We start from the raw sequence: 22,764 nt of genomic DNA on the forward strand, positions 1-22,764 counted from the left end.
ATCACCTCTTAGCAATTTACTATTTCTAGTGTTTCCCATAAAAGGTGATTTTTATACATTACTTGTACTAACGGACACAAGCCCTTGCTTTTGGTAGTCAGTGCAGGCACACGTGTGTTATTTTATCACGTGTTATGTTGTGACGTTATTATGCGATTAAAAAACTGACATTATACGCATGACTTTACATCATGCATTATTTTACTTTGTTGTCGTAGCCAGTGCGACTCCGCCTGTACTGGCGTTACCTGCACTGTCTTTGAGCGAATGGATGACCAGCCAGTAACGAGTGTTAGCCTTCAGCGGTGTTGCCGGAGTCACGGACATCCGGGTGCTGTCCAGGAATTTCGGAGTACAGACCGTTCTTTCTCCGGTTGCCACATTGATCAGCTCAATCCTGTCTGAAGTAACGGACTGCCAATCCATCGACTGGTTAAACGTGACCGTAAAAACTTTGTTCAGCGGAATATTGCTCATATCACCGGCTTTGACATAGCCGGGATAATAAATAGCATACCGGTCAGTTAAATCGTCTTCATGGAAGGGCTCCCACCCGTTAATACCTCCCGACTTGAATGTGGTGGTAACATAAGCTGAGTCAAGAATTTTCTTGCCAATCAGCCAGTTCTCTTGCTTACGGATATCTTGCAGGGAAAGCGGATAACTGTAGGGTCCGGCTTCAAGCAGAAGATAATCCGATTTATCCGTCGCGCTGTTCAGCTGAGCGGCATTATAATCCTTGAGCATCAAAACAGCTGTTTTCATGGCATTGACCCCAGTCAGATCCAGGTGGGGTTTGACCCCAATGAAGTCAATGGGCAAATAGTTCGGAGAGAAGAACCGGTATACGGACATTTTTAAATAGTCGCCATTGGATAACGGCATGAGCGCTTTCACCCGACCGGAACCATACGTCGTTTCCCCGATCAGTGTCGCCTTTTCGTGATCCCTGACGGCTGCGCTGACTATTTCCGATGCGCTGCCGGTATATTTGTTTGTCAGGAACACGATGGGCCCCTCCAGAAGATAATCTTGTTTTTCGGCGTTGGTCACAACGCCCAAACCGCGGCTTCCCGTAACAACCGCCGTCTTATCGCCGATAAAATAACCAAGAAGTTCGATAGCGGACTGGGTATAACCGCCGCCGTTATTCCGAAGATCGATGATCCAGCAATCCGCTCCTTTTCCCATCATGGTGCGGGCCGTTTGATTAAATTGAGAAACAGTGTCCTCACCAAAAGAATAGATGGCGATATAGCCGATGTGGTTCTCCAAAAGTGAACCTTCCACCAACGGCATTTCAATCGTCATACGCATGAGGGTAAAGCTGAGTGTTTGGGTCCCTCTGAGCACGTTGACTTTGACCGTAGTTCCTGCAGCACCTCGGAGCTTTCCGGCACAATATTCCAATGTCTTGCCGGCTAAAGCATAACCGCCGGCTTCGATAAAAATATCTCCCGGCCGGACCCCGGCCTTATCCGCGCCGTAGTCTTTCAAGACCCGGGTGACTTTGACTCCCTTAGTTACCCGCTCCATCTCCACACCGACACCCGAGAAACTCATATTAAGGGTATCCATGAATTGATCATATTCGGATGCCGTCATATATTCGGTGTTCCTTTCCCCCAAGCGTTTCAGGATTTCTTCCACCGTCGGGGCACTCAGGACGTCATCGGAAACGACGTCGACATACTTATATTTAAGCAGGTCCCGGACCTCGTCAATCATATCGTTTTCTGCGCCCAGCACGGCAAGCGGTGCTCCCAGCGTCAGACAAACTGCGATTAACAACGCCAAAACGTAACGAAGGTGCTTTTTCGTATTCATCCTTTTCCTCCTGGTGTAAGTGCTTAGTCTACTTGTTGATTTATTCAAGATTTAATTCGACAAAATCAATGATAACCCTTTCTAAGATGTTTGCATAATCAAAGCTTTTCCGATAATATATTCTAGTAGGTCGTTTTAGAAGCCCATTTTTTCGAACCACAGGGTGTGTCGGACATAACCCGTCATCAGGCGGTTGAATTGACACATTGGTTATTTTTTTCATATGGAAGGTTAAATAATGGCTAATATGCTTGATTATTCCAAAAAAGTATTTCTTGCTCTCGTCATCATTGCAGCAACAATCTTCATCCCCTATGGCCTTTATAAGATATTTCCGCACTTTGTTCCGTTTATTCTGGCCTATTTTACCGCCCTTCTGCTTGAGCCGGTTATTAATTGGCTGGACAAAATACTGCGACGCAAACGGAAAACAGCAGCGATCACCATTACCTATATCGGCTTTATGATTGTCGTTGCCCTCTTGAGTTTTTTAATCGTCTATAAATTGTACGGGCAGTTCTTAAGTGTTCTTGATACGATACAGTCCAACGGCCCCGGTATCCAGGTATGGGTCTTGAATGTCGTCGATCAGATTCAGATCTATGTCGGGCAACTGCCTCCGCAGCTCTACGAAATGGTCATGAATTGGGTCAATGACCTTTCTCAGATCAATTTTGTTTCGCTGATAGGGTCATGGACGATCAGTATCTCGACGGCGATTCCCAATATGTTCTTTTTGTCTATCATCTACTTCGTGTCCGTTGCACTCTTCTGTTCTCAATTAGGCAATATCCACCGCTTTTTCTATTCTTTCTTTAAGGACTCATCCAAGCTTAAAGTTGTCTATATATTAGGTGACTTGCGTAACGCAACTTTCGGTTTTCTCAAAGCACAAATTATCTTAAGCTTTATTACTTACTTTATCAGCTTCTTTGGTATGCTGATCCTCGGGGTAAAATATGCTGCCATCATGGCCTTTATCATCATCATCGTCGATATCCTTCCGATCCTCGGAACCGGGTCTGTTTTGGTTCCCTGGGCACTAATCGCATTATTTATGGATAATTACTTCCTGGCAGCCGGCCTGATCGTGCTTTACATTATCATCATTGTGGTTCGGCGATCAATCGAACCGAAGATCCTTGGTGAACGTATCGGTCTGGGCGCACTGGCTACCTTGATCAGTATATGGATTGGTTTCAAGGTCATGGGACTTTTGGGTGTATTCCTTTTCCCGCTAGCGTGTATCTTTTACAAAGCGCTGGTTAAAGTCGGCGTGATCAAGATGAACTTTAAGATATAGCTATTTGCCCTTGATTTTATTCGCCAGGTCATCCGCCAGGGAGTACATCACCGGGATCAGAACGAGGGTCACCAGTGTGGAAAATATCAGTCCAAAGACAACAACAATGGCCATCGGTGTCTGAAATTCGGAACCTTCACCGATACCTAAGGAAAGCGGCAGCATGGCCAAAACCGTGGTTAAGGTCGTCATGACAATCGGTCTTAACCGGATCGGTCCCGCTTTAATAATCGCCGTATGGACATCTTCATGGTAAATCTTGCGCCGGGTATTGACATAGTCCACTAGAACGATGGCATTGGAGACGACGATCCCCGAGAGCATGATGATACCGATAATCGACATGACGCTTAGGGGCTTGCCGGTAATGAAAAGACCCAAGAAGGCCCCGGCGAAACCTAACGGCATGGAGAACATAATCACAAACGGATAAATGAGGGACTCAAACTGGGAGGCCATGACCATATAGACCAATACCACCGCTAATCCCAGTGCCAAGAAGAGGTTGCTGAAGGCGTCGGTCATTTCTTTTTGCTGCCCGCCTAACTCGAAGGAATAATTATTGGGCAGATGATAATCTCGCAAGGCGTTTTGGATATCCTGGGATACGCTTCCCACATCCCTGCCGCTGATCTGCCCGGAAATCGTCAGTGTGCGCACCTGGTTATCTCTGTTGATACGTACGGGGCCGCGGGTCACCGTAATATCAGCGACCTCTCCCAACGTGACCGTATATCCCAGATTGGTGCTGATGGGAATCTGCTCAAGGGCCTGTAAATTCCGGCTGAAGGTTTCATCCCCTTTGATTTTGACATCGATCTGCGTCCCCTGATATTTATACTGTGTCGCGGTAACACCTGAAATGGTGGATTTTACAGCGGCAGCAATCGTTCCCGCATTCAGCCCATATTGGCTGGCTGCCTGCCGGTCCACTTGAATTGCCACTTCGGGGATGCCGTCTTCATAACTGGATTTCACTTCCCGCGTACCGGGAATTTTTTTGATTGCCGTTAAAAAATCATCGCTGATTCGTTTCAGTTCGTCCAGGTCATCTCCTTTGATGGTAATGCTGATCGGGTCACCGGCGCTCATCATGGACTGAGCCGCGGTGACACTGATCTTGGCTCCCGGCACATCGACGAGCCGATTCCTTATCTCGTCAGATATCTCGGTTACGCCGCGCTTCCTCTCGGCAAGGGGCAGCAGTTTGACGGTAAAGGAGCCGACATTGCCGTTCCCGCCGGAGAAGCTCATCTGGCCGCCGGACCCCGCATCCATAAAGATCGTATCAATTTCGGGGATATCCGCAATTTTGTCTTCGATCTGGGTCATGATCGCGACGGTATCCTGAACTTTCGCCCCATCCGGCAGTTTCACACTAACCGAAACCATCCCCTCATCCGTGGTCGGAAAAAACTCCGCCCCGACAGCCGCCACAGAGGCCAGCGATACCACGAAAATCAAACTGGTAATGACCAGAACCCGTTTACGATGCGTCAAAGACCATTCCAGCAGCCGCTTGTAAGAACGCAGCAAGGCCTCATACCCCGCATCAAATTGATCATGTGCTTTATTCAGGAAAGCCGGTGTCCGGAATAAACCTTTGTTTATCCTTTCATCCGAAGGCATTTTTTCAGATAATGTGCTTTCCGATGTATCTCGGGTTTCTTCATACATTAAACTATTGCCCTGCGGGCCCTTCTTCCTGTCCACTTTTAACAGCTTGGAAGCCAGCATCGGAACCACAGTCATGGACACGATCAGGGAAGCCCCCAACGAAAAAGCGATGGTCATGGCAAACTGCCTGAATATCGTCGAGACCAACCCTTGGACAAAAACGATGGGCAAAAATACCGCGACGGTGGTCAGCGTCGACGCCATAACCGCGACAATGACTTCGGAAGATCCCTTCACTGCGGCATCGACGCGGGAATAGCCATTCTGCCTGAACCGGTATATATTTTCGAGAACAACGACAGAATCATCCACCAGACGCCCGATACCGAGCATCAGTCCACCTAGGGTCATCAAGTTCAAGGTAATATTGGAGAAATAGAGCAGACAGAACGTGGCGATAATCGAAATCGGGATGGACGATGCAATAATGAGTGTCGAACGCACATTCCGCAAAAAGATATACAGGACAAGGACCGCCAGCAATGCCCCGACGACGCCATGCTCAGCCACCGAATACAGCGAAGCCTTGATATACGCGGCATTATCCTGAACAACGGTGATGGTGACCCCTTTCAGTTCGTCCTGAATCCCAGCGATTTCGGCCTGAGCCGCTTCAGATACCTGTACCGTATTGGCATCCGAACGTTTCTGGATGGAAATATTGATGCCCGGATTGCCGTTGGCTTTGGCTATCGTTGTTTGTTGATCCTGTTTCAGTTCAATATCGGCAATATCCCGGAGCTGTATGGTTGAACCGGTGGGCAACGGGATTAGCAGCTGTTCAATTTCCGCCACAGACTTAAATTCCCCGCTTGTTTTTATGGTCAGTTGCTGACTGCCCTTCTTAACCGTTCCTCCCGGCAGATTGATATTTTCCGCAGCCAGGATTCCCTGAAGGTAGGATAAACTGATGCCATAACCCGACAGTTTTTCATGATTGGTACGAATCTCAATAATATCCTTTGCCCCGCCGCTCACGGAAACAGACGCAACCCCTTCTGCTCTTTCCAGCCTGGGCTGAACCGTATCCTCAGCTAAGGTCTGCAGTTCGGACATGGACATGGTGGCTGACGAAAGCGAAAGCGTAAGTACCGGTGTGGAATTCATATTGAGTTTCAGGACCATGGGGTTGCTGACCCCATCCGGGAAGTAATCTTTAATCAAATCGGTTTTTTCACGGATATCCAAGGCGACCTGGTCCATATCGACACCGTAATTGAACTCCAGGATAACCAGGGAGCTTCCCTCCGAGGAAATCGAGCTCATGTTCTTCAGATTCTGTGTCGTCGATACGGCCTGCTCGATGGGCTTGGTAACAATGTTCTCAATTTCCTGCGGTCCGGCCCCATTATAGGAGGTACTGACAATGGCATACGGTAATTCCATTTCTGGCAGCAGATCCAGCGGGATGCGTGTAAACGAAACAAAGCCAAGGATAATCACGATAAAAACAAGCATCAGAACGGTAACGGGACGTTTTACCGATGTTTCAGATAATTTCACTTTTGGGAGCCCTCCTCTGTTGAGGTAACATCCTTCCCGTCCATGGTGACAACCTTAATTTCCGAGCCATCCTGGACAAAGCTTTGCCCGGTGACAATAATAACGTCTCCCTCGGATAAGCCGCTGATGATCTCCGTTTCGGTGCCGCTCTCCAGTCCGGTTGTCACTGCTTTCTCCGCTGCGGTTTGTCCGTTGACGATATAGACAACATTTTTGCCGCCGTGGAAAATGACGGCATCGGTGGGTACGGCCAAGACATTATCTTTACTGGCAATACTTAACGACACATTGGCGAACATCCCCGGTTTAATCACACCCGACGCATTATCGATATAGGTCTTCAATGTGTATTTCCCCTGGGCATTGGCGGCAGGGCTCAAGCTGTCGATGATACCAGTCACTTTCAGTGAAGCGGATGGAACATCGATCGCGACCTTCTGGCCCCGGGTGACCTGATTGATCTCATTTTGCGTTATGCTGACGGTAACAATAGCCCGTGCATAATCCACTATCTTTGCCGGGGGCATGGCACTGGTGACGGTTGCCCCGATTTTCACATCAAGCGCACTGAGAATTCCGTCCATGGGTGCTTTAACATCCATATCCGCCAGCGCTTTCTGCGCCGATTCGTAGGACGCCGTAGCTTGGGCAAACTGTCCCTTATACGTCTGCAGTGTAGCGTCGGATGCCATTAGTGCAGCCTGGTCCAGCTCGGCTTGACTCACTGCGCCCAGTTCAAACAACGCTTGCATATGCTCATAATTTTTCTTGGCTGTTTCATAGTTCTTTAAATTGGTTTCATATCCGGCTTTGGCGATCTGGTAGACCGCCGCCGCCTGGTTATAGCTTGTCATCAAATCGGTTTTATCCAGGCTGAACAGGACCTGTCCTTTCTTGACGGTATCCCCGGCCTTGACATAAATGGCAGTGACTTTCGCCGGTGTTGTGACGACCACAGCGGCTTCCTTATCCGCCTCGATCTTTCCGCTGAGAGTGATGGAAGCCGAAATATTATGTTTTTCCAAGGTCATTGTTTCTACCGGAACATAGCTTTGTCGGTTTGCCTCAGCGGCCTGTTTCTCCGCCGCGCTTTTTACCGATCCGTAAATCCTGAGACCAACAAACAACACGATGATAACCGCAATGATTGTCAGAATAAATTTCCTGGATTTCAATTTGTCTTTAAACGCCACTTTCAGAACCATTTTTCTCCCCCGATTGCCTGCATATTTCTGCCGACATAAAAAATTTATCTCTACTATAGGCACTTTATTACCTATGTTACCTTTATTTTTTCATCGGGTCAATCATTAACATTTTAAATCAAACCGGCAAGAAATGACAAGCAGCCGGCTTACCTGTGGTAAGCCGGCTGCCCATGTTATAGGAGCTTAGAAGCTGGTGTGTCAATGATTCCGTATTTTAATATATTACTTATTGTTGCCCTTGCCGTTACCCGCTCCGTGTTTAGGGGTGTCTGGCGCCGGCCTCTTCTGCGGTTGTATCTTTATTAGGAACAAGAACCGAAGTATCCCCTGTGGGCTCGGTTGTCTCGGATTGCGTCACCGCGGGATCCCCGGAAATGGTCTCTGCAAAAATAGAACCCGGCGCCACAAACAACATTAACAGGACACATAGGATCGGAACGAGAATCATTTTGGCTTGCATTTCTTTCTCTCCCCTTTCGCATAATCGCCGCTTCAGCCAATCAGGCTTGCGGCAGTGAGCCGTCAGGGTAGCCGCTCTGTCCCATGCAGGGACAGCGACCAATAAAAAATACCTGTTTCCCGATTACAGAAACAGGTATTTGATCATCACAAAATTAATCATGATAACTACCCAGTTCGGCAACCCGGCTGTCATAATCTTTCGATCTTAGACCCGTGGCTTTGCGTCTCCGCCTTTCGACGAATTTGCCTTTTTCGTTGTGATGCCATTATTATAATACAGCTATGGACAATAATCAACCATTGATATGACTTAAACCATTTTTCAGCTATTTTAGGAGAAATAGGACTTTGGTCACAATGACAGAGTATCGGCGCTCGTCGGTTCTGAATAGGCGCTGAAGCTGCTGCCATTATAGGCTCGGATCTTATAGAAGTACGTCTTTCCTGCTTCCAGACCCGTATTCGTATATTCCAAACCGACCGATGCCGCAATCACGCTATACGGTCCGTCAGCCTGATCGGCACGGTATATCGAGTAGGAATCCGCGTCCCTGACCGTATTCCATGTCAGCTTGATCTCATTGCTGCTCAAGGCCGACGCGGTTAAATTTGACGGGATCCCCACCGATGCCGTTTGGGCAAAAACACTATCCGACAAGTCACTCATTCCGGCACTACCTGATGCCTGAATCTTGTAATAATAGGTTTTTTCCGCAAAAAGTCCGGTATCAAGATAACTCGTGGTAAGAACCACCTTGATTCGGGCATAGGTTCCTGTCTCGGAAACCGCCCGGTAAATCGCATAGGATTCGGCATCGGGGACGGGGGCCCAGCTCAGATTGATATCTTTGGAATTGATGGCAACCGCCATTGGATTCGCCGGCTTAGTCAAAGCATAGCTTTGGGCCGACAAGCTGTTTAATACATCGGACGGTATGACCTCGATACCGCCAAAAGCCGTGATCGATGTCACTTCCCGGTCCTGAATGAAAGTCAAAAGCGGGGCTGGAGCCGGATTACCGGTCAAAAAGACCGGTGCCGACGTCATTGCCGCTAAAGCAGAGCCGCTGAGCGCATCCGGGTAATTCTCCCCGGTCGCGGTATAACAGTGAGTAAAATTCAGACTGTCGGCATAATGCTGAATGACAGCTAAGTTGGTATCGTAGCGATTATCCCCATCCAGGCGCGTTGGTGCAGGCAGCGTGTCAAGAACTGTGTCGCTGATCACGCCTGTCCCTCCGACAACCATCACAGAAGCCGCCTTGTCTTTCAGATAAGCCAGGATATTGGGATCAATGCTATCTTTGCCTGTCAGCAGAATCGGATAACCCTTCAATGCGGCTATAGGAGCAATGGACAACGCGTCCGGAAAATTACTTCCGGTGGCCACCACAGCCTTGTCGAAAGTCCCCAGCTGCATCGCTACAAACAGAGAGGTTTCAAAACGGTTGCTGCCCGCAATTCGCGTCACGGTGATCCCACTGTCTTCGATGGTCTGTTCCACGGCAGTGGAGATAACATCCGGCCCCCCGACGATAAATACTTCCTTCACACCGAGGGCAGCAAAAACAGCGCGGGTGCTGTCATTCAGCTTATCCTTGGAGGTCAGCAGGATCGGCGCGTCATATTTGCCGGCCAAGGGTGAACCGCAGAGCGCATCCGGAAAGTTATCTCCGCTGGCCAGTACCGCATAATCCGATACCTTCCAGCCATGCAGCGCTATTTCCGCAGCGGTTGCATAGCGGTCCGTTCCGGCCAAACGATATGTATTCTCTGCATCCCCGGGGACGCTGACCGGATTCGGTGTGATTTCTCCCCAAGCATCAGCAGGTAATCCCCCCAGCAACAACAAACAAAAAATGGTGATGCCGGCTGATAAACGAACCATCCATTTCTTCATCGCTATCTCTTCCTCTTTCATTCTGCCGTTCTGATTACTTTTTTTTTAAATAAAAATGCAATCCATGCTCCGCTTGTCGCCGGAACTGTGGCACGCAGACCTAATTTGAAGTAAATGTTGGAGATAATCTTTTGTGTAGTTATTTCAAATACGTTGTACTAGTAAACTAGGCTTACGCCATGCCTTATAGCGCCGGCGATATGTATCCCTATACCCCGATAAATATCTCCACGTAGATATACCCGTACTTCGGACTGGACACGATGCCGATCCCGATCTCATCATAGGTTGTGTTCAGGATATTGGCGCGGTGTCCTTCGGAATGCATAAACGCGGTATGGGCGCTGTCCACCGAACTGTTTCCGGCCAGATTCTCTCCGGCAGAGCGATACGTAACACCATACTTTTTGAGCATATCAAAGGGCGTCCCATAGGTCGGTGACGTATGGGAAAAGTAATTATTACTCACCATATCGTTGGCTTTAAGTAAGGCCAGTTCCACCAGCTTGGCATTGATCTTCAACGGCGCGAGGCCCAGTTTTTCCCGTTCCCCATTAACCAGCGCCAACATGCGCTGTTGGGCCGAACTGAGAGAGACTTTCGTACTTGCCGGTGGTGGTGTTGCTGGGGTTGGGGTCGTCGATCCTGAAGTTGCTGGCGGTTCCTCATTTCCCGAAGTCACATCCGCCGTGGGTGTCTTGGGTTGGGTCGTTGTCGGCTGTTTGGCGGGTGTCGATTCTGGTGCTGTTGCTGAGGGCTGCGAAGCCGTCTGATTGGATGGTTTCACCGTGGTTTTCTTTGTTATTGAATCAGAAGATTTACTTTGAGTTTGGGACGGTGCCTGAGAGTCTGCAGACGGCTGACTTTGAGACGGCGCCGAAGGAACGTTTTCAGGTGTATTGGCTGACGCCTGCTCCGTCTGGGTATCGGTTGAGCCGAATAAGCCCGCGATGTGCTTAACTACCCCATCAGAAGACGGAATAAACGTGAAAAAGACGAAGGCAAACAGGACAATGGTAATCGTTAATGTGCCAATTAATTTCTTCATCGTTTCTTATATCCTCCTTCGTACATACCATCTTGAGAAATAAATAATTTAATGCCAAAAATCTAATCTCAACTTTAATCCAGAATAAATCTAATCAAATAGATAAGGATTTTACTTATATTCGCAAAATTTTTCTTATTAAATTTATAAACAAACAAGAATTATGTATTTGAATTAATATCATTTTCAAAATGACTTCTGATAATGACCTTTTATAACAACTTTAATAATGAATTCAAATATTAAACTTGAAATAAAGTCTTCAAGCAATGAACTTAAAATAATTATCATAATTGTACAGACCTATTCTATTATACAACGAATATAGTTAATTTTAAATGCCATTTTTGCCCATTACGTTGTACATTCCTGCATTACGCTTTCCATTCTATATTTGTTGTACGATAAAAATAGGGCCATTGCCTACGAATTTTTCAGTTGGCAACGGCCCTTTGTCTTATTGACAGCGGAAACCCCTTATAACGTCATCAAATTCTTGATTTGCTTCTCCAGACTGGTGCTGACAGCTGAGCTGTTGCCAACAATGCTGGCACTGGCAATATAGCCACGATTGTACGTCAGGAAATACTGCAGGGATGTGGGCAGGTAATTTTGCGGGACAGCAACGATGATCGCTCCTTTTTTGGCGGCAAGCGCCGCGGCCAGAAGAGCATCACCCCGTGGTTTGCTGGAAGTAATGTCTTTGCTCGAAGTTAGTGCCGAGCAGAAGTAGATGTGTGATTCATCCGTAAAAAGGTTCCTCAGAATGGCCCATTCGGTGGCGTAACGGTCAGATCCGCCCAGGCGCTCCACCACATAACTCGTGGTGAGAGTTGTTCCCACAGCGGTTCCGATTACACTCTCCCCGCCCAGAAGGATAACTTTGGCAGGATCAAGCCGGGATAGCTGTGCTTGGGTTACCGCCGGAATCTTGTCCTTGTCTGTCAATAAGATCGGGCAGCCGCTCGCGGCGGCAAAGGAACTGGCGGCCAAAGCATCCGGTTCACCCTGTCCATAGGCGAGATAGACCGTATCGGCACTACTGAAATAAGCCGCGATCTTGGCGGAGGTGGCGTAACGGTTTTCTCCGCTGATTCGCTCCACCGTATAGCCCGCGCCTTGCAGGGCTGTTTCAATTCTCTGTGAGATAGCGCCATATCCGCCGATAATAAGCACTTTTGTTGCTCCCAATGCGGATATTTCAGCCGAAATACGGCTGTCCAGCTGAGATGACGGATTCATTAAAATCGGGGCGTCATAGAGTCTCGACAAGGGAACTGCCGTCAGGGCATCAGCCATGCTGTCATCCCGGGTGAGGATAACGGTGGAGGCGGACGTCCAGCCCTCTTCGGCAACGCTAATGGCGAGCTCCAGATTACTGCCAGCCGATCCCCCGATCCGCGCATCCTGGGTATAGGATGCCCCCACCGCCAGTGTCCCTATCTCATAGTCAGCATAGAGAAAGCGAATGGTACCTTCCTTCGTCGGTGTGATGGAAAACGAATAGTAGCCTGTATAGGATGTGGTACAGCTCAGGGTACTGTCAATACCGGCATCACTGGCGTCAATCGTAATTGTTTTGCGGGAAAGGGCAATCCCGCTTGTATTATATAAATAACCGCTGATCACGGATTTTTTAAATTTGGCTGCTTCACCGCTGATCGTCAGTGATGGCTTATAAACAGTAATTCCGCCTGAGGCAGTGTTATTGCTGCTGTCATGAAGATAGAGATAATAGGTTCCGGGGGTATCCACCACAACATTGTTAACAGAATAACTTCCGTTGCTGCCGGTAACAGAATAATATTTGACACGGCTATAGGCATCCACCGTGTAAGCGGACACACTGCCGGTAAATGCCGCACCGCTTTGATCGTATAACAGGAGCTCGATGTTGGTCGTTTCTCCAACTAAGACAAGTACGTCCTCGGTTGATTGAAAAACCATTGAGCCCAGACCTGTCGTGGCAGCACTTGCTTTTCCGTTGATTGCCAAGACCATGGTGACGACCATCAGCAGTACCACTGCGTTGCGTACAATCGCATAGTCGAATATGCTTTGTTTCTTATTAGGCGTTTTCCATTGTTTCATATTTATTTACCTGCTCCTCTCCGGTTTACAATTGGACCATTTCTCATCGTGCTTATTCATATCTGAGAGCCTCGATCGGATTCAGTGAGGCGGCCTTTTTCGCCGGAAAGACACCAAATACGATCCCAATCAAGGCGGAGAAGGTAAACGCCATGATCACGGAAGAAAGAGAGACCTTGGTGGTCATACTGGCAATCTTTGCAATGATCAGCGAACCTCCCCACCCCATGATGATTCCGATGATGCCGCCCATGACGCTTAAGATTACCGCTTCAATCAGAAATTGAATCAGGATATCCGATTCCTGTGCTCCGATTGCTTTCCGTATCCCTATTTCCCGGGTGCGCTCCGTAACGGAAACAAGCATGATGTTCATGATTCCTATCCCGCCAACCACCAGAGAAATTGCCGCGATGCCGCCGAGGAGCATGGATAAGGTTTTAGTGACCGATTCCATCGTTTCCAGCACTTCTTCCTGATTGGCTACGGAGAAATCATCCTCATCGTCTGCACTCAAATTATGGGCTGACCGCAGCAGTGTCGTGATTTCATTTTGGGCATCCGTCATTTTCTCCGCAGAAACCGCCTGAACAAAGATCTGTCTGACAGAGTTACTGCCGGTCAGCCGAAGCTGCGCTGTGGTGATGGGCATCAATATCATGTCGTCGTTATTGGAAAACCCGGAAGATCCTTCACTCTCGGTAATGCCAATCACCTGGAATGGAATGTTATTAATTTTGATACTCTTGCCGATCATGCTGTAGTCTAATGTCCCCAACAGATTCTCTACCACCGAAGGGCCGAGGACGACGACCCGTTTATACGCCGACATTTCTTGTTCAGTAAAAAACCTTCCGGCACTTAAAGACGTGCTGCGGACATCGAGATAGGCGTCCGTCGTGCCATAAATCGTTGTTTGTGTATTTCCGCTGCCATAAACAACCTGGGAATTGGTCGAGGCTACAGGCGCAACTGCTTTGATACACGTCCCCTCTGCCAGCAGTTCAGCGTCACTTATGGTCAAGGTGTTGGCACTGCCCATCCCGCCGCGCACTCCCCCGGAATTCGACTGCCCGGCGGTAATGGTCAGCAGGTTGGAGCCTAGTCCCTGGATCTGAGAGGTCACGGAGGCGGAAGCCCCGTTTCCGATCGCCACCATGGCGATAACGGCACCAACCCCGATAATGATCCCCAGCATCGTCAGCATCGACCGCACTTTATTTACTCGTATCGCTCTTAGCGCTATTCGGATACTTTCAAACAAGTTCATCTGAGGTCCTCCTTCGCCATTTCCTTCCGGTTGGCTGAAGCCAGCTTCGGATTGATAACGGCTTCATCCCTTTCGATCCGGCCATCCTTGAAGCGAACGATTCTGCGGGTATATTCGGCAATATCCGGTTCATGGGTGACGATGATAATCGTATTTCCTTTCTTATGCAGCTCCTGAAAGATAGCCATGACTTCCTCACTGGAGCGGCTGTCCAAATTACCCGTCGGTTCGTCAGCTAGAATGACCGATGGGTTTGTTACCAGGGCCCTGGCTATAGCCACCCGCTGCTGCTGCCCGCCGGAAAGCTCCTGGGGTTTGTGATGAATCCTGTCCCCTAATCCCACTGACTTTAACGCCTCAATCGATCGAAGCTGGCGCTCATCTTTGCCCACCCCCGCATAAATCAAAGGCAGTTCGACATTCTCCAAAGCAGAGGTTCGGGCCAGAAGGTTAAAACCCTGAAAAATAAACCCCAGCTTTTTATTGCGTATCGTGGCCAGTTCCCGCGTCGATGCATGGGAGACATCGATGCCATCGAGGAAATATTCTCCTGCGGTGGGCATATCCAAACACCCCAATACATTCATGGTGGTGGACTTACCGGAACCGGACGGGCCCATGATGGAGACGAACTCACCTTGGGATACATGCAGGTCAATGCCCCCGAGAGCAATAACCCGGACTTCCCCCGTTTGATAGATTTTTTTAATCCCTTTAAGTGTAATCACTGTCTGTGACCCTGCCTCTCCGTTTCATCTTATTGTCCCGGACCTCCGGAAGGCATGCCGCCAGACGGCGGGCCGCCTGTTCCGCCTCCCGTCAGGCTGCGCAGGCTGTTATTATTGGAATTGGTATTTCTCGAAGACGAACCGCTCGTGGAGGACGCGATCACTGTTTGGATGATAACGCTCTGACCTTCGGTCAACCCGCTGATAACCTCAACATTCGTTCCGTCATCCAAGCCGATCTCTATCTCAACAAATTGGTAATTTTCTCTAGTCCCTTCGGATTGATTTCCGGTGTTGCTCCCCGTCGTATTGGAAGGCCTTGTTGGTCGTGTACCACTGGTACTGTTATCGGTTCCTGATCCTGACGGCAATGGGCTGCTGCCCTGACCAGTGCTCGCGTTTCCCTTAGAAGCGCTATCCTGTGTCCCTGTTGACGCGGGCTGCGACGCATCCGTTGACTGGGCCTGGCCGGACGTTACTAATACGCCGGTTACCCCGCCCCGGGTAATCACCGCTGCACTGGGTATCGTTAATACATCCTTGGCTTCATTCGTGACAATAGATACATTGACACTCATCTGATCCCGCAAAAGATCCGTTGGTTCATCCACTTTTATCGTGATGGCATAGGTCACCACGTTCTGATTATTAGTCCCGGCAAGAGAGACGGTTTCGACTGTCCCCATCAGTACGGTGTCTGCAACGGTATCCATGGTCAGGTTCGCCTTTTGCCCTGCCTTCAGCTCGGTTATCTCCGTCTGGTCCACCGACGCTGTTACCGAAAAATCTTTCGGATTGGCCACCAGCGTCATGACGGTACTTTGACCGGCGACATTCTGGTACAGTTCTGCCGAGCAGGATACGATGGTCCCGTCCTGGGGCGCCTTTAAAATAGCGTCAGCCAGATCCTGCTGCGCCGTCATCAGTTCAGTCTCGCTTTTCGTCAGTGCCTCTTTGGCTGAAAGATAGTCGCTCCCGGCACCTTGTTCAAAATCACTTAAAGCCGCTTTGGCCGCATCATACTGATCCTGCGCCACTTCTAAATCCTTGGCTGCTCCGCCGTTTTTCGCATTCTGAGCGTCCTTCAGATTAAGCTGGGCCTGACTTAATGCCGCCTGCAGCTGATATGTATCCGTTTCACCGGAGCCTTGGGCTTCGGCTAATTTCTGACTGGCTGCTTTTAAATTCATTTCCGCCAGGTAAACCTGGTTTTCCAGATAATCAGGATCCGCTTTCTGCTGAGCCGTAAGCAGGCTCTTCTCGGCTGAAACCAAACTTGATTTCAGTTTGCGTCCCAAATCACCCAGGGTCTGGTTATAATTGGCTTGGGCCGAAGCATAATTTTGCTGCGCTTCTTTGAGCTGCTGTTCTAAGGTGGTCGTATCCAGGCTGGCTAAGGGATCTCCTTTTTTCACTACATCACCGGTCGTGACATAGATTTCCTGTAGCGTACCGCTGACTTCAAATGAGAGCGGCATCGTTTGGGAAAATTTCGTTGTCCCGGTAGCGGTGATGTTTTTTTGCACGGTCCCTTTCGTTACTTGCGCTGTTGTTGTCTGAACGTTGGCTGCTGTCTGGGTATCCGATTTGAAAACGAATACTTTCAACGCAATCAAGGTAATCACGATAATGCCGATGATAAGCCACGTCTTCTTTTTCATCTTTTTCAGATTTCCCAGACTCAGTGGACTTTTCTTTTTGTTGAATTGACTTTCCGGCATGGGATTATTTGGGTCTTTTTTAAATGGTCGAATATTGAATTGCATTTTCCGGTCTCCTTCTTTGCCGATTCATCACCCTGTCATACCTCTAATGACAGTGCCATTATAGCAATCCCGCGAGCCGGAGATTTTAAGAAGTTGTCAAGAATTCATGTTATTTTTGAGACAAAGCCAGACGGTAAAACAGCTGCCTTCGCCGACGCGGCTGGTAACCGTCAGTTCCCCGCCATGCGCCCGGATAAATTCCCGGGCTATTGCCAGACCGAGTCCGGTGCCGCCGGAAATTCGGCCCCTTGAAGGATCTACCCGGTAAAATCGGTCAAAAACCTTCGGCAGGTCTTCCGTCGGTATGCCTTCCCCGTCATCGGCGATAGTGATAAATAAGCCCTTTTCACCGGGATGGTTATTCCGAGAATCGGAAGTATGGGATATATTCCTCTCCCCTGTATAGAAATTGATATGCAGCGAACCGCCTGCTTGGCAGTGCCGGATCGCATTATCGATCAGATTAACGAAAACCTGAGTTAACCGGTCGGGATCGCCGTCTATCGGAAGCGATTCCCCGGCGATCTCCACGGTAAGCTTCTTTTCTTCGATGGCGATGGTGAAGTGATCCACGATCCGCCAGACCATCTTGTCCAGATCTACCTCATGCAGACACAGCGGCAATTTTCCGGCTTCAGCCAAGGTCAGTTGCTGCAAATCCCGAACCAGCCGGGTCAGACGGATAACCTCATCCTGAATGGGCAAAATTGTTTCCGGCGACGCCGGAATCACGCCTTCCTGAATCGACTCCAATTTACCGGAAATCACAGTCAGCGGTGTGCGCAGTTCATGAGCAATATCCGCCACCATGGTGCTCCGTATTTCCTCATATTGCGCCAGTCGCGCTGTCATCTCATTGAAGGCCTCACTCAATGCCTTGATATCCGCCCCGCCCTTGTTATCAGGTTCGATCCGCGTGGTTAAACAGCCTTGCCCCACATCGGTGACGGCCTGGGTCAGCTGCTTTAAGGGCTCGGTCATGCGGCGGGTCAGAACAATCCCCAGCAGAAGGGCCACCAGCAGCGTCAACGCCATGCTGATCAGCATCGCCCGGGAAATCGAATTGACCAGTGTCCTGGACAGAAAATCACTGCGCGTGGTTAGATTATCCTCCAAGTGAAAATACCCGACAATCTGATTATTGAATTGCAGAGGCACTAAATCTGCTTTCATTTGCAGACCGTTGGGGATGTCGGTGATGGTTTTGCCGATATCCTGTTCCGCACCGGCTACGGCACGATAATCGGCAGCAAAGACCCAAATCCGCATATTATCCCGGGGAGGCCCGTCATTCAAGCGGGGGGGATCGTGCAGCCTGGCTTGGACCTCCGACTGAATCCCTTCCCAGGAACCGTTTTCTTCATAATAAGTGACCAACGCGCTCTCCCACTGGGTTTCTAATCCCTGTTGAATATAACTCACCGAGCGGTTCAGCATCTGATTAAAAGAGAATAACGAAATCGCCCCTGCGATGACCGCCATAAATACGACCATTCCCGCCAAGGCGAAAATAAATTGACGACGCAGTGTCATTTTCCGTCCCCCATCCGGTAACCGATTCCAAAGACCGTCTGTATGTAACTGGGCTCACTGACCACGTCCTCGATTTTCTTGCGCAAATTAAAAATATGGGTGTCCACCGAACGCTCATAGTAGAGATATTCTTCACCCATGGCCTGGTTCAGCAGCTGTAAGCGGCTGTAAGGAACGCCGGGGTGCGAAGCCAGAAGGCACAGGATCTTATATTCCGTGGGTGTCAAAACGACTTCCGTATCGCGCTTCCAGACTCGGTGCGCTTTCATATCGATTTTAAGGTCGCGGTGATCAATGGTCCCCGCCGTCTGCTGCTGGGGAGACACGCGCCGAAGTACCGTTTTTATGCGCGCTACCAGTTCCCTCAGTCCAAACGGCTTGACAATATAATCGTCCGCGCCGTATTCCAATCCAAGAACGCGATTCGTCTCTTCGGATTTTGCTGTCAGCATGATAACCGGAAGCGAACCCCCTCGCCGGATCTCCCGGCACAGCTCCAATCCGCTCATTCCCGGCAGCATCCAGTCCAGGATAATCAAGTCGGGTTTTTCCGTCTCGATCATCTTCCGGGCCGTATAACCTTCAAACGCGATGCTGGTGCGAAAACCTTCACTTTGGAGATAGTTCTCAATAACACTGACGATCGCCGCCTCATCATCGACGATAAGGATCTTGGGTTCCATGCGTTTAATCACCGTCCTATTGACCATAACTCCTTTAACTATAGCGTAAATTTTGGTGCATGCCTATCCGCGTATGTCAAGATTTTATCAAGATTGCCGCCCATCCCAAATTCGCCATCGATGGCGAATTTGGATACCGTCTCTCTCCAGGAGGCAAAATGAATAATAGAAAACGGGCAGCATCCGAGCTGTCCGTTTTAAACATTCTAATCAAGTGAATATTAGGCCTTATATCCTTTTTTCAGCCAGTTATAGGTCGTAACCGACTGGAGCACGTCCCGCTCCGCTGCTTTGACTTCGTCCTGTTGAGCGAGATAGGCATAACGTTCCGAATCCAAAGTCATTTTTGACACCATGCCCAATTTATATTTTAACGTCATCACATCATAACTCTTTTTGGCCACAACGAGTTTATCCTGCTGCAAAGACAGCGCCTCCCGTTTCGTCTGAATATCCTTAAACGCATTTTGGAAAGCCAGGGTGAAGCTGCGTTTCGCATCTTCATACTGTATATAATCTCCTGAGGCCAATCGCACATCAAAGCTCTGAGCGACCGCGCTCGTCAAATCCGATTCGTAATTGATGCCGTTCAGTACGGATGCCTCAACCGGGGTAATCTCCGTGAGTGTGATCGCTGTATTCATATCCTGCCCCAGCAGGATATTGATTTGTTGTTTACACGCTGTCAGCTGACTGCTTAAACCGGTTACTGTCGCGGTTAATTCCTTGACCTGGACCTCCAAGGGGGCAACTTTTGACTTGGCGACCATCCCATAGGATTCTTGGAGCCGCATCACTTTCAGATTCGCCTGGAGCATGGCCAGGTTATTTTCATATTTATTCTTATTTTTCAGGATAGTGAAATAGCCAAGGTAGGCGCTTTCGGCCATAGTGATCACGCGGTCCGTGTTCTGTTCCAACTGGATCGCTGTTTTCCACAAATCATTTTTCTGGGTCGTCAGCGAGGATATGCTGGACGAAATCGTCGCCAGTTGGGATTGATAATTCATCGCCAGTAAATAATTCTGGTAGTCCATATTCCGGCTGGCATCATCCGCCGCGATCCCCGTCAGCTGAGGGGCTGTGATAACAGTTGTCGGGTTAATGACTGTCCAGCCGGCGCCGGATTGGTAAAGGTAGCACTTATTTGCTGCGTCGTATACAACATAACGGCTGCGTACAGCAGTTACCGTATACGGTGTTGCGGTATAATCGATGGTTGCATCATCGAGGGTATCATTCACCTGGGCGATCTGACCGCCCAACACCGTCTGCATATTCTTAAGCTGGGTATCATCCATGGCATTACTGGCTTTACTATAGCTTGAGCTCAACGCTATGACGGTAGGGTTATACGACCGCATGGCCGATTCGATTTTGCTGAATTCAAGTGTTGTGATGTTCGGCGTTGTTTCTGCCAAAACACCAAAGGGAAATACCAGCAAAATGGCCAACAGTGCGGAGAGAATTCTATATTTCATAACGCGTTACGCTCCTGTCTTTCGTTATATTCTATAACCACTATATTCTATAACCACTATATCCCATATCATTAATTTGTCAATGGATAATTGGTGACATAGACATCCAAATTGGGCGATGAAAAGTCGCTTATCTCAATGATGTTTCACATGTTATCCCCTTATGTTTTCTCTCAGTATAGTATAGTCAACCTTGTCGAGGTAATCGCACTAAGATGCTTTAGTTATATTTTTTAGTTTCTTCGATTAAATCACTAATAAATTGTTCATTTTCTTTTATGCCCAGAATTATTGAATTAATCAACTTATCGGAGGATTTAGAAATATCCATATTTTCTATTTTAAATGGAGGTCTAAAATTTATTATTACCCTATTTTTCTTCACCTCTTTTGGCATCCATACAATTGAAATGGGCTGAATCCATGCGTTATTTTTTTTAGCAAAGTGCAGTATTTCTAATTTAAACGGCAATATATCTCGTTCTCGGGGGTTTTTATTAGTGGTTCCCTCGGGAAAAATTCCAATGGAGCTACCCATTTTTAGATAGGTATTTAATTTTTTAACTGAACTAATATTACATCTGTCTCGATCAATAGAAACAGCACCTATACTCTTAAGAATTAAAGTTGTAAATTTACATAAGAAGTAATTCTTATTATTATTAAATATGCTATCTTCTCCTGTGAAAAATCTCTTTAGCGCAGCCCAATGAATTGGTTTTTCGGTTGCGGAAATAATTATAATTGGATCTAAAGTTTCTCTATGATTAGGAGTAAAAATGATTGGACCTCCAGGTGGTATTAGATTAGCATTTAAAATTATAGGATTAAATTTAGCGAATACAAATGGCTTTCCAATTAATCTTATAAATTTATAAACCATTTCTGTGATAATAATATTCCAATAAGTACTATCCTTCATTTGCAAATCCTCTCTATATTTGAGTTTAATATAAAACATTTATTTATTAAGTGTTTTATTTATTATTTGCAAGATATTACCATCTATAAAATCATTAATTCTATGAACCTCTGGCCGAATACTACAGTTTTGATTATAATTAGTGTTTATACAAAATACATTAGTAAATTTACTAACTTCTTCTATTAACTTAGGTTTGTCGTCTATCATTAAGTTTATATTGTTATTCCTTATTGCAGCAATTTTTTCTTCGTCATTTGGGAATAAAAATAGCTTATGAAATATAATCCCATTTATAAGTAATTGTAATTTTGTAGTATTTCTAACAAACTTGCCCAATAGACTATTATCGCAAGTATTTTTTCTTGAAGAAAAAATATATATCTCATGACCTTCGTTATATAATTTTTTTATTGTTTCTTTAGCTCCATTTCTAAATGGCGTAAATATACAATATTTTAAATAGTATTTCTTCCAGAAATCAGATAAAATTTCTTTATTTTTCCTAGAGGCTAATTCATTGTAACAACCTCTTTTAATTAACTCATTTTCTATATCAAAAACTTCATCAACGTCATATCCATTAATATTTATTATATCTAAATCATGTTTATTTTTCATATATTTAGAAGAATTATCTAATATAAACTTCTCAAAATCTGTAAGAGTGCCATCAATATCTAACCCTATCCTCATAAAAATCTCCCCTGTTATAAAAATCGTTCCCGCAGCGTCCTAACATGCATCAATGTTAAGTTGTCCTTCGAACAAAAATAAGTAATTCTGTAGGTAAAGAGATCCCCAAGAATTTATGGGATAGAATCTTGCCCAAGCAACTTCAGATAAACGATAGCGACTTCTGGAAAGGCCTTTGAAAAAAGGTCTTTTTCTTTTTCATAGCCTGTAAAATCATCTCCGATAGCGACATTTCACTAACGTCTCGCAGATTCCCGCCGCGTCATACTACTTTCATATACTAACTCGAAGGCAAGCTTACTCAAAAACTTATCAAGTAAATGGCTTTTCTCTTTAAATTTCCTCTTAAAAATCTCATGAAGTTCTTCAATGATATATGAAGGAGTTTTTCAAAGCTCCTTTTTTATTTTACTCTTTATTGCTTGAAATGGAAACATAATACAAAACATCTGCCATGGATGGAAGATACGGCCACATGAATTTTTGCGATATCCTTTTTACTGACGTGTATATCTATTTATGTTGTCTTGGAGCTTTATGTCCCTTAAAGCTCCTGTATGTATCTTAAATCAGTGCCGCCTTCCAGTAAATGAATTGCAAAAGAATTGATGTACTAGAAAAATAGCGTGTGTTTCATACGAATTAATAAAAAACCCGTCTATAATA

Annotated in this window: 17 protein-coding genes and 1 riboswitch; of the genes, 2 read left to right on the top strand and 15 right to left on the bottom strand. The window is 47.1% G+C overall.

Annotated elements, in window-relative coordinates; translation table 11 throughout:
- Nucleotides 1-201 precede the first annotated feature (201 nt).
- Nucleotides 202-1,827 (bottom strand): S41 family peptidase, encoded by a 1,626-nt coding sequence (locus LPY66_RS19250; RefSeq protein ID WP_337985853.1) that lies wholly within the window; start codon nt 1,825-1,827, stop codon nt 202-204.
- Between the two features lie 238 nt (nt 1,828-2,065).
- Between LPY66_RS19250 and ytvI the strand changes: the two genes are divergently transcribed.
- Complete coding sequence (ytvI, locus tag LPY66_RS19255) at nt 2,066-3,130, top strand: sporulation integral membrane protein YtvI (RefSeq protein ID WP_337985854.1); 1,065 nt, start codon at nt 2,066-2,068, stop codon at nt 3,128-3,130.
- Here the strand turns inward: ytvI and LPY66_RS19260 are convergent, their stop codons facing one another.
- The 11 genes from LPY66_RS19260 to LPY66_RS19310 form a co-directional block, all read right to left on the bottom strand.
- The gene (locus LPY66_RS19260) at nt 3,131-6,310 is read right to left on the bottom strand and encodes an efflux RND transporter permease subunit (RefSeq protein ID WP_337985855.1); all 3,180 of its coding nucleotides are present in this window, start codon (nt 6,308-6,310) and stop codon (nt 3,131-3,133) included. It abuts the gene before it with no gap.
- Nucleotides 6,307-7,515: an efflux RND transporter periplasmic adaptor subunit gene (locus LPY66_RS19265; protein ID WP_337985856.1), complete on the bottom strand. Its 1,209-nt coding sequence runs from the start codon at nt 7,513-7,515 to the stop codon at nt 6,307-6,309. The genes LPY66_RS19260 and LPY66_RS19265 overlap by 4 nt, the downstream gene beginning before the upstream one ends.
- Nucleotides 7,516-7,777: 262 nt before the next feature.
- A complete protein-coding gene (locus LPY66_RS19270) occupies nt 7,778-7,978 on the bottom strand; it encodes a hypothetical protein (RefSeq protein WP_337985857.1) in 201 nt (66 codons plus the stop codon).
- A 175-nt stretch (nt 7,979-8,153) separates the two neighbouring features.
- Nucleotides 8,154-8,238: riboswitch (cyclic di-GMP riboswitch) on the bottom strand.
- Between the two features lie 94 nt (nt 8,239-8,332).
- On the bottom strand, nt 8,333-9,880 hold the full coding sequence (locus tag LPY66_RS19275) for a cell wall-binding repeat-containing protein (protein WP_337985858.1): 1,548 nt from the start codon (nt 9,878-9,880) through the stop codon (nt 8,333-8,335).
- Nucleotides 9,881-10,088: 208 nt separating this feature from the next.
- Complete coding sequence (locus LPY66_RS19280; RefSeq protein ID WP_337985859.1) at nt 10,089-10,928, bottom strand: CAP domain-containing protein; 840 nt, start codon at nt 10,926-10,928, stop codon at nt 10,089-10,091.
- A gap of 477 nt (nt 10,929-11,405) precedes the next feature.
- Nucleotides 11,406-13,019 (bottom strand): cell wall-binding repeat-containing protein, encoded by a 1,614-nt coding sequence (locus LPY66_RS19285; protein ID WP_337985860.1) that lies wholly within the window; start codon nt 13,017-13,019, stop codon nt 11,406-11,408.
- A gap of 52 nt (nt 13,020-13,071) precedes the next feature.
- The gene (locus tag LPY66_RS19290; RefSeq protein WP_337985861.1) at nt 13,072-14,289 is read right to left on the bottom strand and encodes an ABC transporter permease; all 1,218 of its coding nucleotides are present in this window, start codon (nt 14,287-14,289) and stop codon (nt 13,072-13,074) included.
- Nucleotides 14,286-15,017 (bottom strand): ABC transporter ATP-binding protein, encoded by a 732-nt coding sequence (locus LPY66_RS19295; protein ID WP_337985862.1) that lies wholly within the window; start codon nt 15,015-15,017, stop codon nt 14,286-14,288. The genes LPY66_RS19290 and LPY66_RS19295 overlap by 4 nt, the downstream gene beginning before the upstream one ends.
- A gap of 29 nt (nt 15,018-15,046) precedes the next feature.
- The gene (locus tag LPY66_RS19300; RefSeq protein WP_337985863.1) at nt 15,047-16,783 is read right to left on the bottom strand and encodes an HlyD family efflux transporter periplasmic adaptor subunit; all 1,737 of its coding nucleotides are present in this window, start codon (nt 16,781-16,783) and stop codon (nt 15,047-15,049) included.
- Between the two features lie 96 nt (nt 16,784-16,879).
- Nucleotides 16,880-18,316 carry an ATP-binding protein gene (locus LPY66_RS19305; protein ID WP_337985864.1) on the bottom strand — a complete coding sequence of 479 codons (1,437 nt, stop codon included), beginning with the start codon at nt 18,314-18,316 and terminating at the stop codon, nt 16,880-16,882.
- A complete protein-coding gene (locus LPY66_RS19310) occupies nt 18,313-19,026 on the bottom strand; it encodes a response regulator (RefSeq protein ID WP_337985865.1) in 714 nt (237 codons plus the stop codon). The genes LPY66_RS19305 and LPY66_RS19310 overlap by 4 nt, the downstream gene beginning before the upstream one ends.
- 32 nt (nt 19,027-19,058) lie before the next feature.
- On the opposite strand from LPY66_RS19310, the gene LPY66_RS19315 reads away from it, so the two are divergent.
- A complete protein-coding gene (locus LPY66_RS19315) occupies nt 19,059-19,217 on the top strand; it encodes a hypothetical protein (RefSeq protein ID WP_337985866.1) in 159 nt (52 codons plus the stop codon).
- A 3-nt stretch (nt 19,218-19,220) separates the two neighbouring features.
- Here the strand turns inward: LPY66_RS19315 and LPY66_RS19320 are convergent, their stop codons facing one another.
- The 3 genes from LPY66_RS19320 to LPY66_RS19330 all read right to left on the bottom strand — a co-directional run bounded on the left by LPY66_RS19320 (nt 19,221) and on the right by LPY66_RS19330 (nt 22,098).
- Nucleotides 19,221-20,480, bottom strand: a complete 1,260-nt coding sequence (locus LPY66_RS19320; RefSeq protein ID WP_337985867.1) for a TolC family protein — start codon at nt 20,478-20,480, stop codon at nt 19,221-19,223.
- A 220-nt stretch (nt 20,481-20,700) separates the two neighbouring features.
- Nucleotides 20,701-21,402 carry a lysophospholipid acyltransferase family protein gene (locus tag LPY66_RS19325; protein ID WP_337985868.1) on the bottom strand — a complete coding sequence of 234 codons (702 nt, stop codon included), beginning with the start codon at nt 21,400-21,402 and terminating at the stop codon, nt 20,701-20,703.
- A gap of 39 nt (nt 21,403-21,441) precedes the next feature.
- Complete coding sequence (locus tag LPY66_RS19330; protein WP_337985869.1) at nt 21,442-22,098, bottom strand: hypothetical protein; 657 nt, start codon at nt 22,096-22,098, stop codon at nt 21,442-21,444.
- Between the last annotated feature and the right edge of the window lie 666 nt (nt 22,099-22,764).

The organism is Dehalobacter sp. DCM (genome assembly GCF_024972775.1).
Classification (GTDB): Bacteria; Bacillota; Desulfitobacteriia; order Desulfitobacteriales; family Syntrophobotulaceae; genus Dehalobacter.

Excerpts from the sequence above, each read along its gene's own strand:
- LPY66_RS19250 (WP_337985853.1), bottom strand. The coding sequence starts at position 1,827 with ATGAATACGAAAAAGCACCTTCGTTACGTTTTGGCGTTGTTAATCGCA.
- ytvI (WP_337985854.1), top strand. The coding sequence starts at position 2,066 with ATGGCTAATATGCTTGATTATTCCAAAAAAGTATTTCTTGCTCTCGTC.
- LPY66_RS19265 (WP_337985856.1), bottom strand. The coding sequence starts at position 7,515 with ATGGTTCTGAAAGTGGCGTTTAAAGACAAATTGAAATCCAGGAAATTT.
- LPY66_RS19270 (WP_337985857.1), bottom strand. The coding sequence starts at position 7,978 with ATGCAAGCCAAAATGATTCTCGTTCCGATCCTATGTGTCCTGTTAATG.
- LPY66_RS19275 (WP_337985858.1), bottom strand. The coding sequence starts at position 9,880 with ATGAAGAAATGGATGGTTCGTTTATCAGCCGGCATCACCATTTTTTGT.
- LPY66_RS19280 (WP_337985859.1), bottom strand. The coding sequence starts at position 10,928 with ATGAAGAAATTAATTGGCACATTAACGATTACCATTGTCCTGTTTGCC.
- LPY66_RS19285 (WP_337985860.1), bottom strand. The coding sequence starts at position 13,019 with ATGAAACAATGGAAAACGCCTAATAAGAAACAAAGCATATTCGACTAT.
- LPY66_RS19290 (WP_337985861.1), bottom strand. The coding sequence starts at position 14,289 with ATGAACTTGTTTGAAAGTATCCGAATAGCGCTAAGAGCGATACGAGTA.
- LPY66_RS19300 (WP_337985863.1), bottom strand. The coding sequence starts at position 16,783 with ATGCAATTCAATATTCGACCATTTAAAAAAGACCCAAATAATCCCATG.
- LPY66_RS19305 (WP_337985864.1), bottom strand. The coding sequence starts at position 18,316 with ATGACACTGCGTCGTCAATTTATTTTCGCCTTGGCGGGAATGGTCGTA.
- LPY66_RS19310 (WP_337985865.1), bottom strand. The coding sequence starts at position 19,026 with ATGGTCAATAGGACGGTGATTAAACGCATGGAACCCAAGATCCTTATC.
- LPY66_RS19315 (WP_337985866.1), top strand. The coding sequence starts at position 19,059 with ATGCCTATCCGCGTATGTCAAGATTTTATCAAGATTGCCGCCCATCCC.
- LPY66_RS19320 (WP_337985867.1), bottom strand. The coding sequence starts at position 20,480 with ATGAAATATAGAATTCTCTCCGCACTGTTGGCCATTTTGCTGGTATTT.
- LPY66_RS19325 (WP_337985868.1), bottom strand. The coding sequence starts at position 21,402 with ATGAAGGATAGTACTTATTGGAATATTATTATCACAGAAATGGTTTAT.
- LPY66_RS19330 (WP_337985869.1), bottom strand. The coding sequence starts at position 22,098 with ATGAGGATAGGGTTAGATATTGATGGCACTCTTACAGATTTTGAGAAG.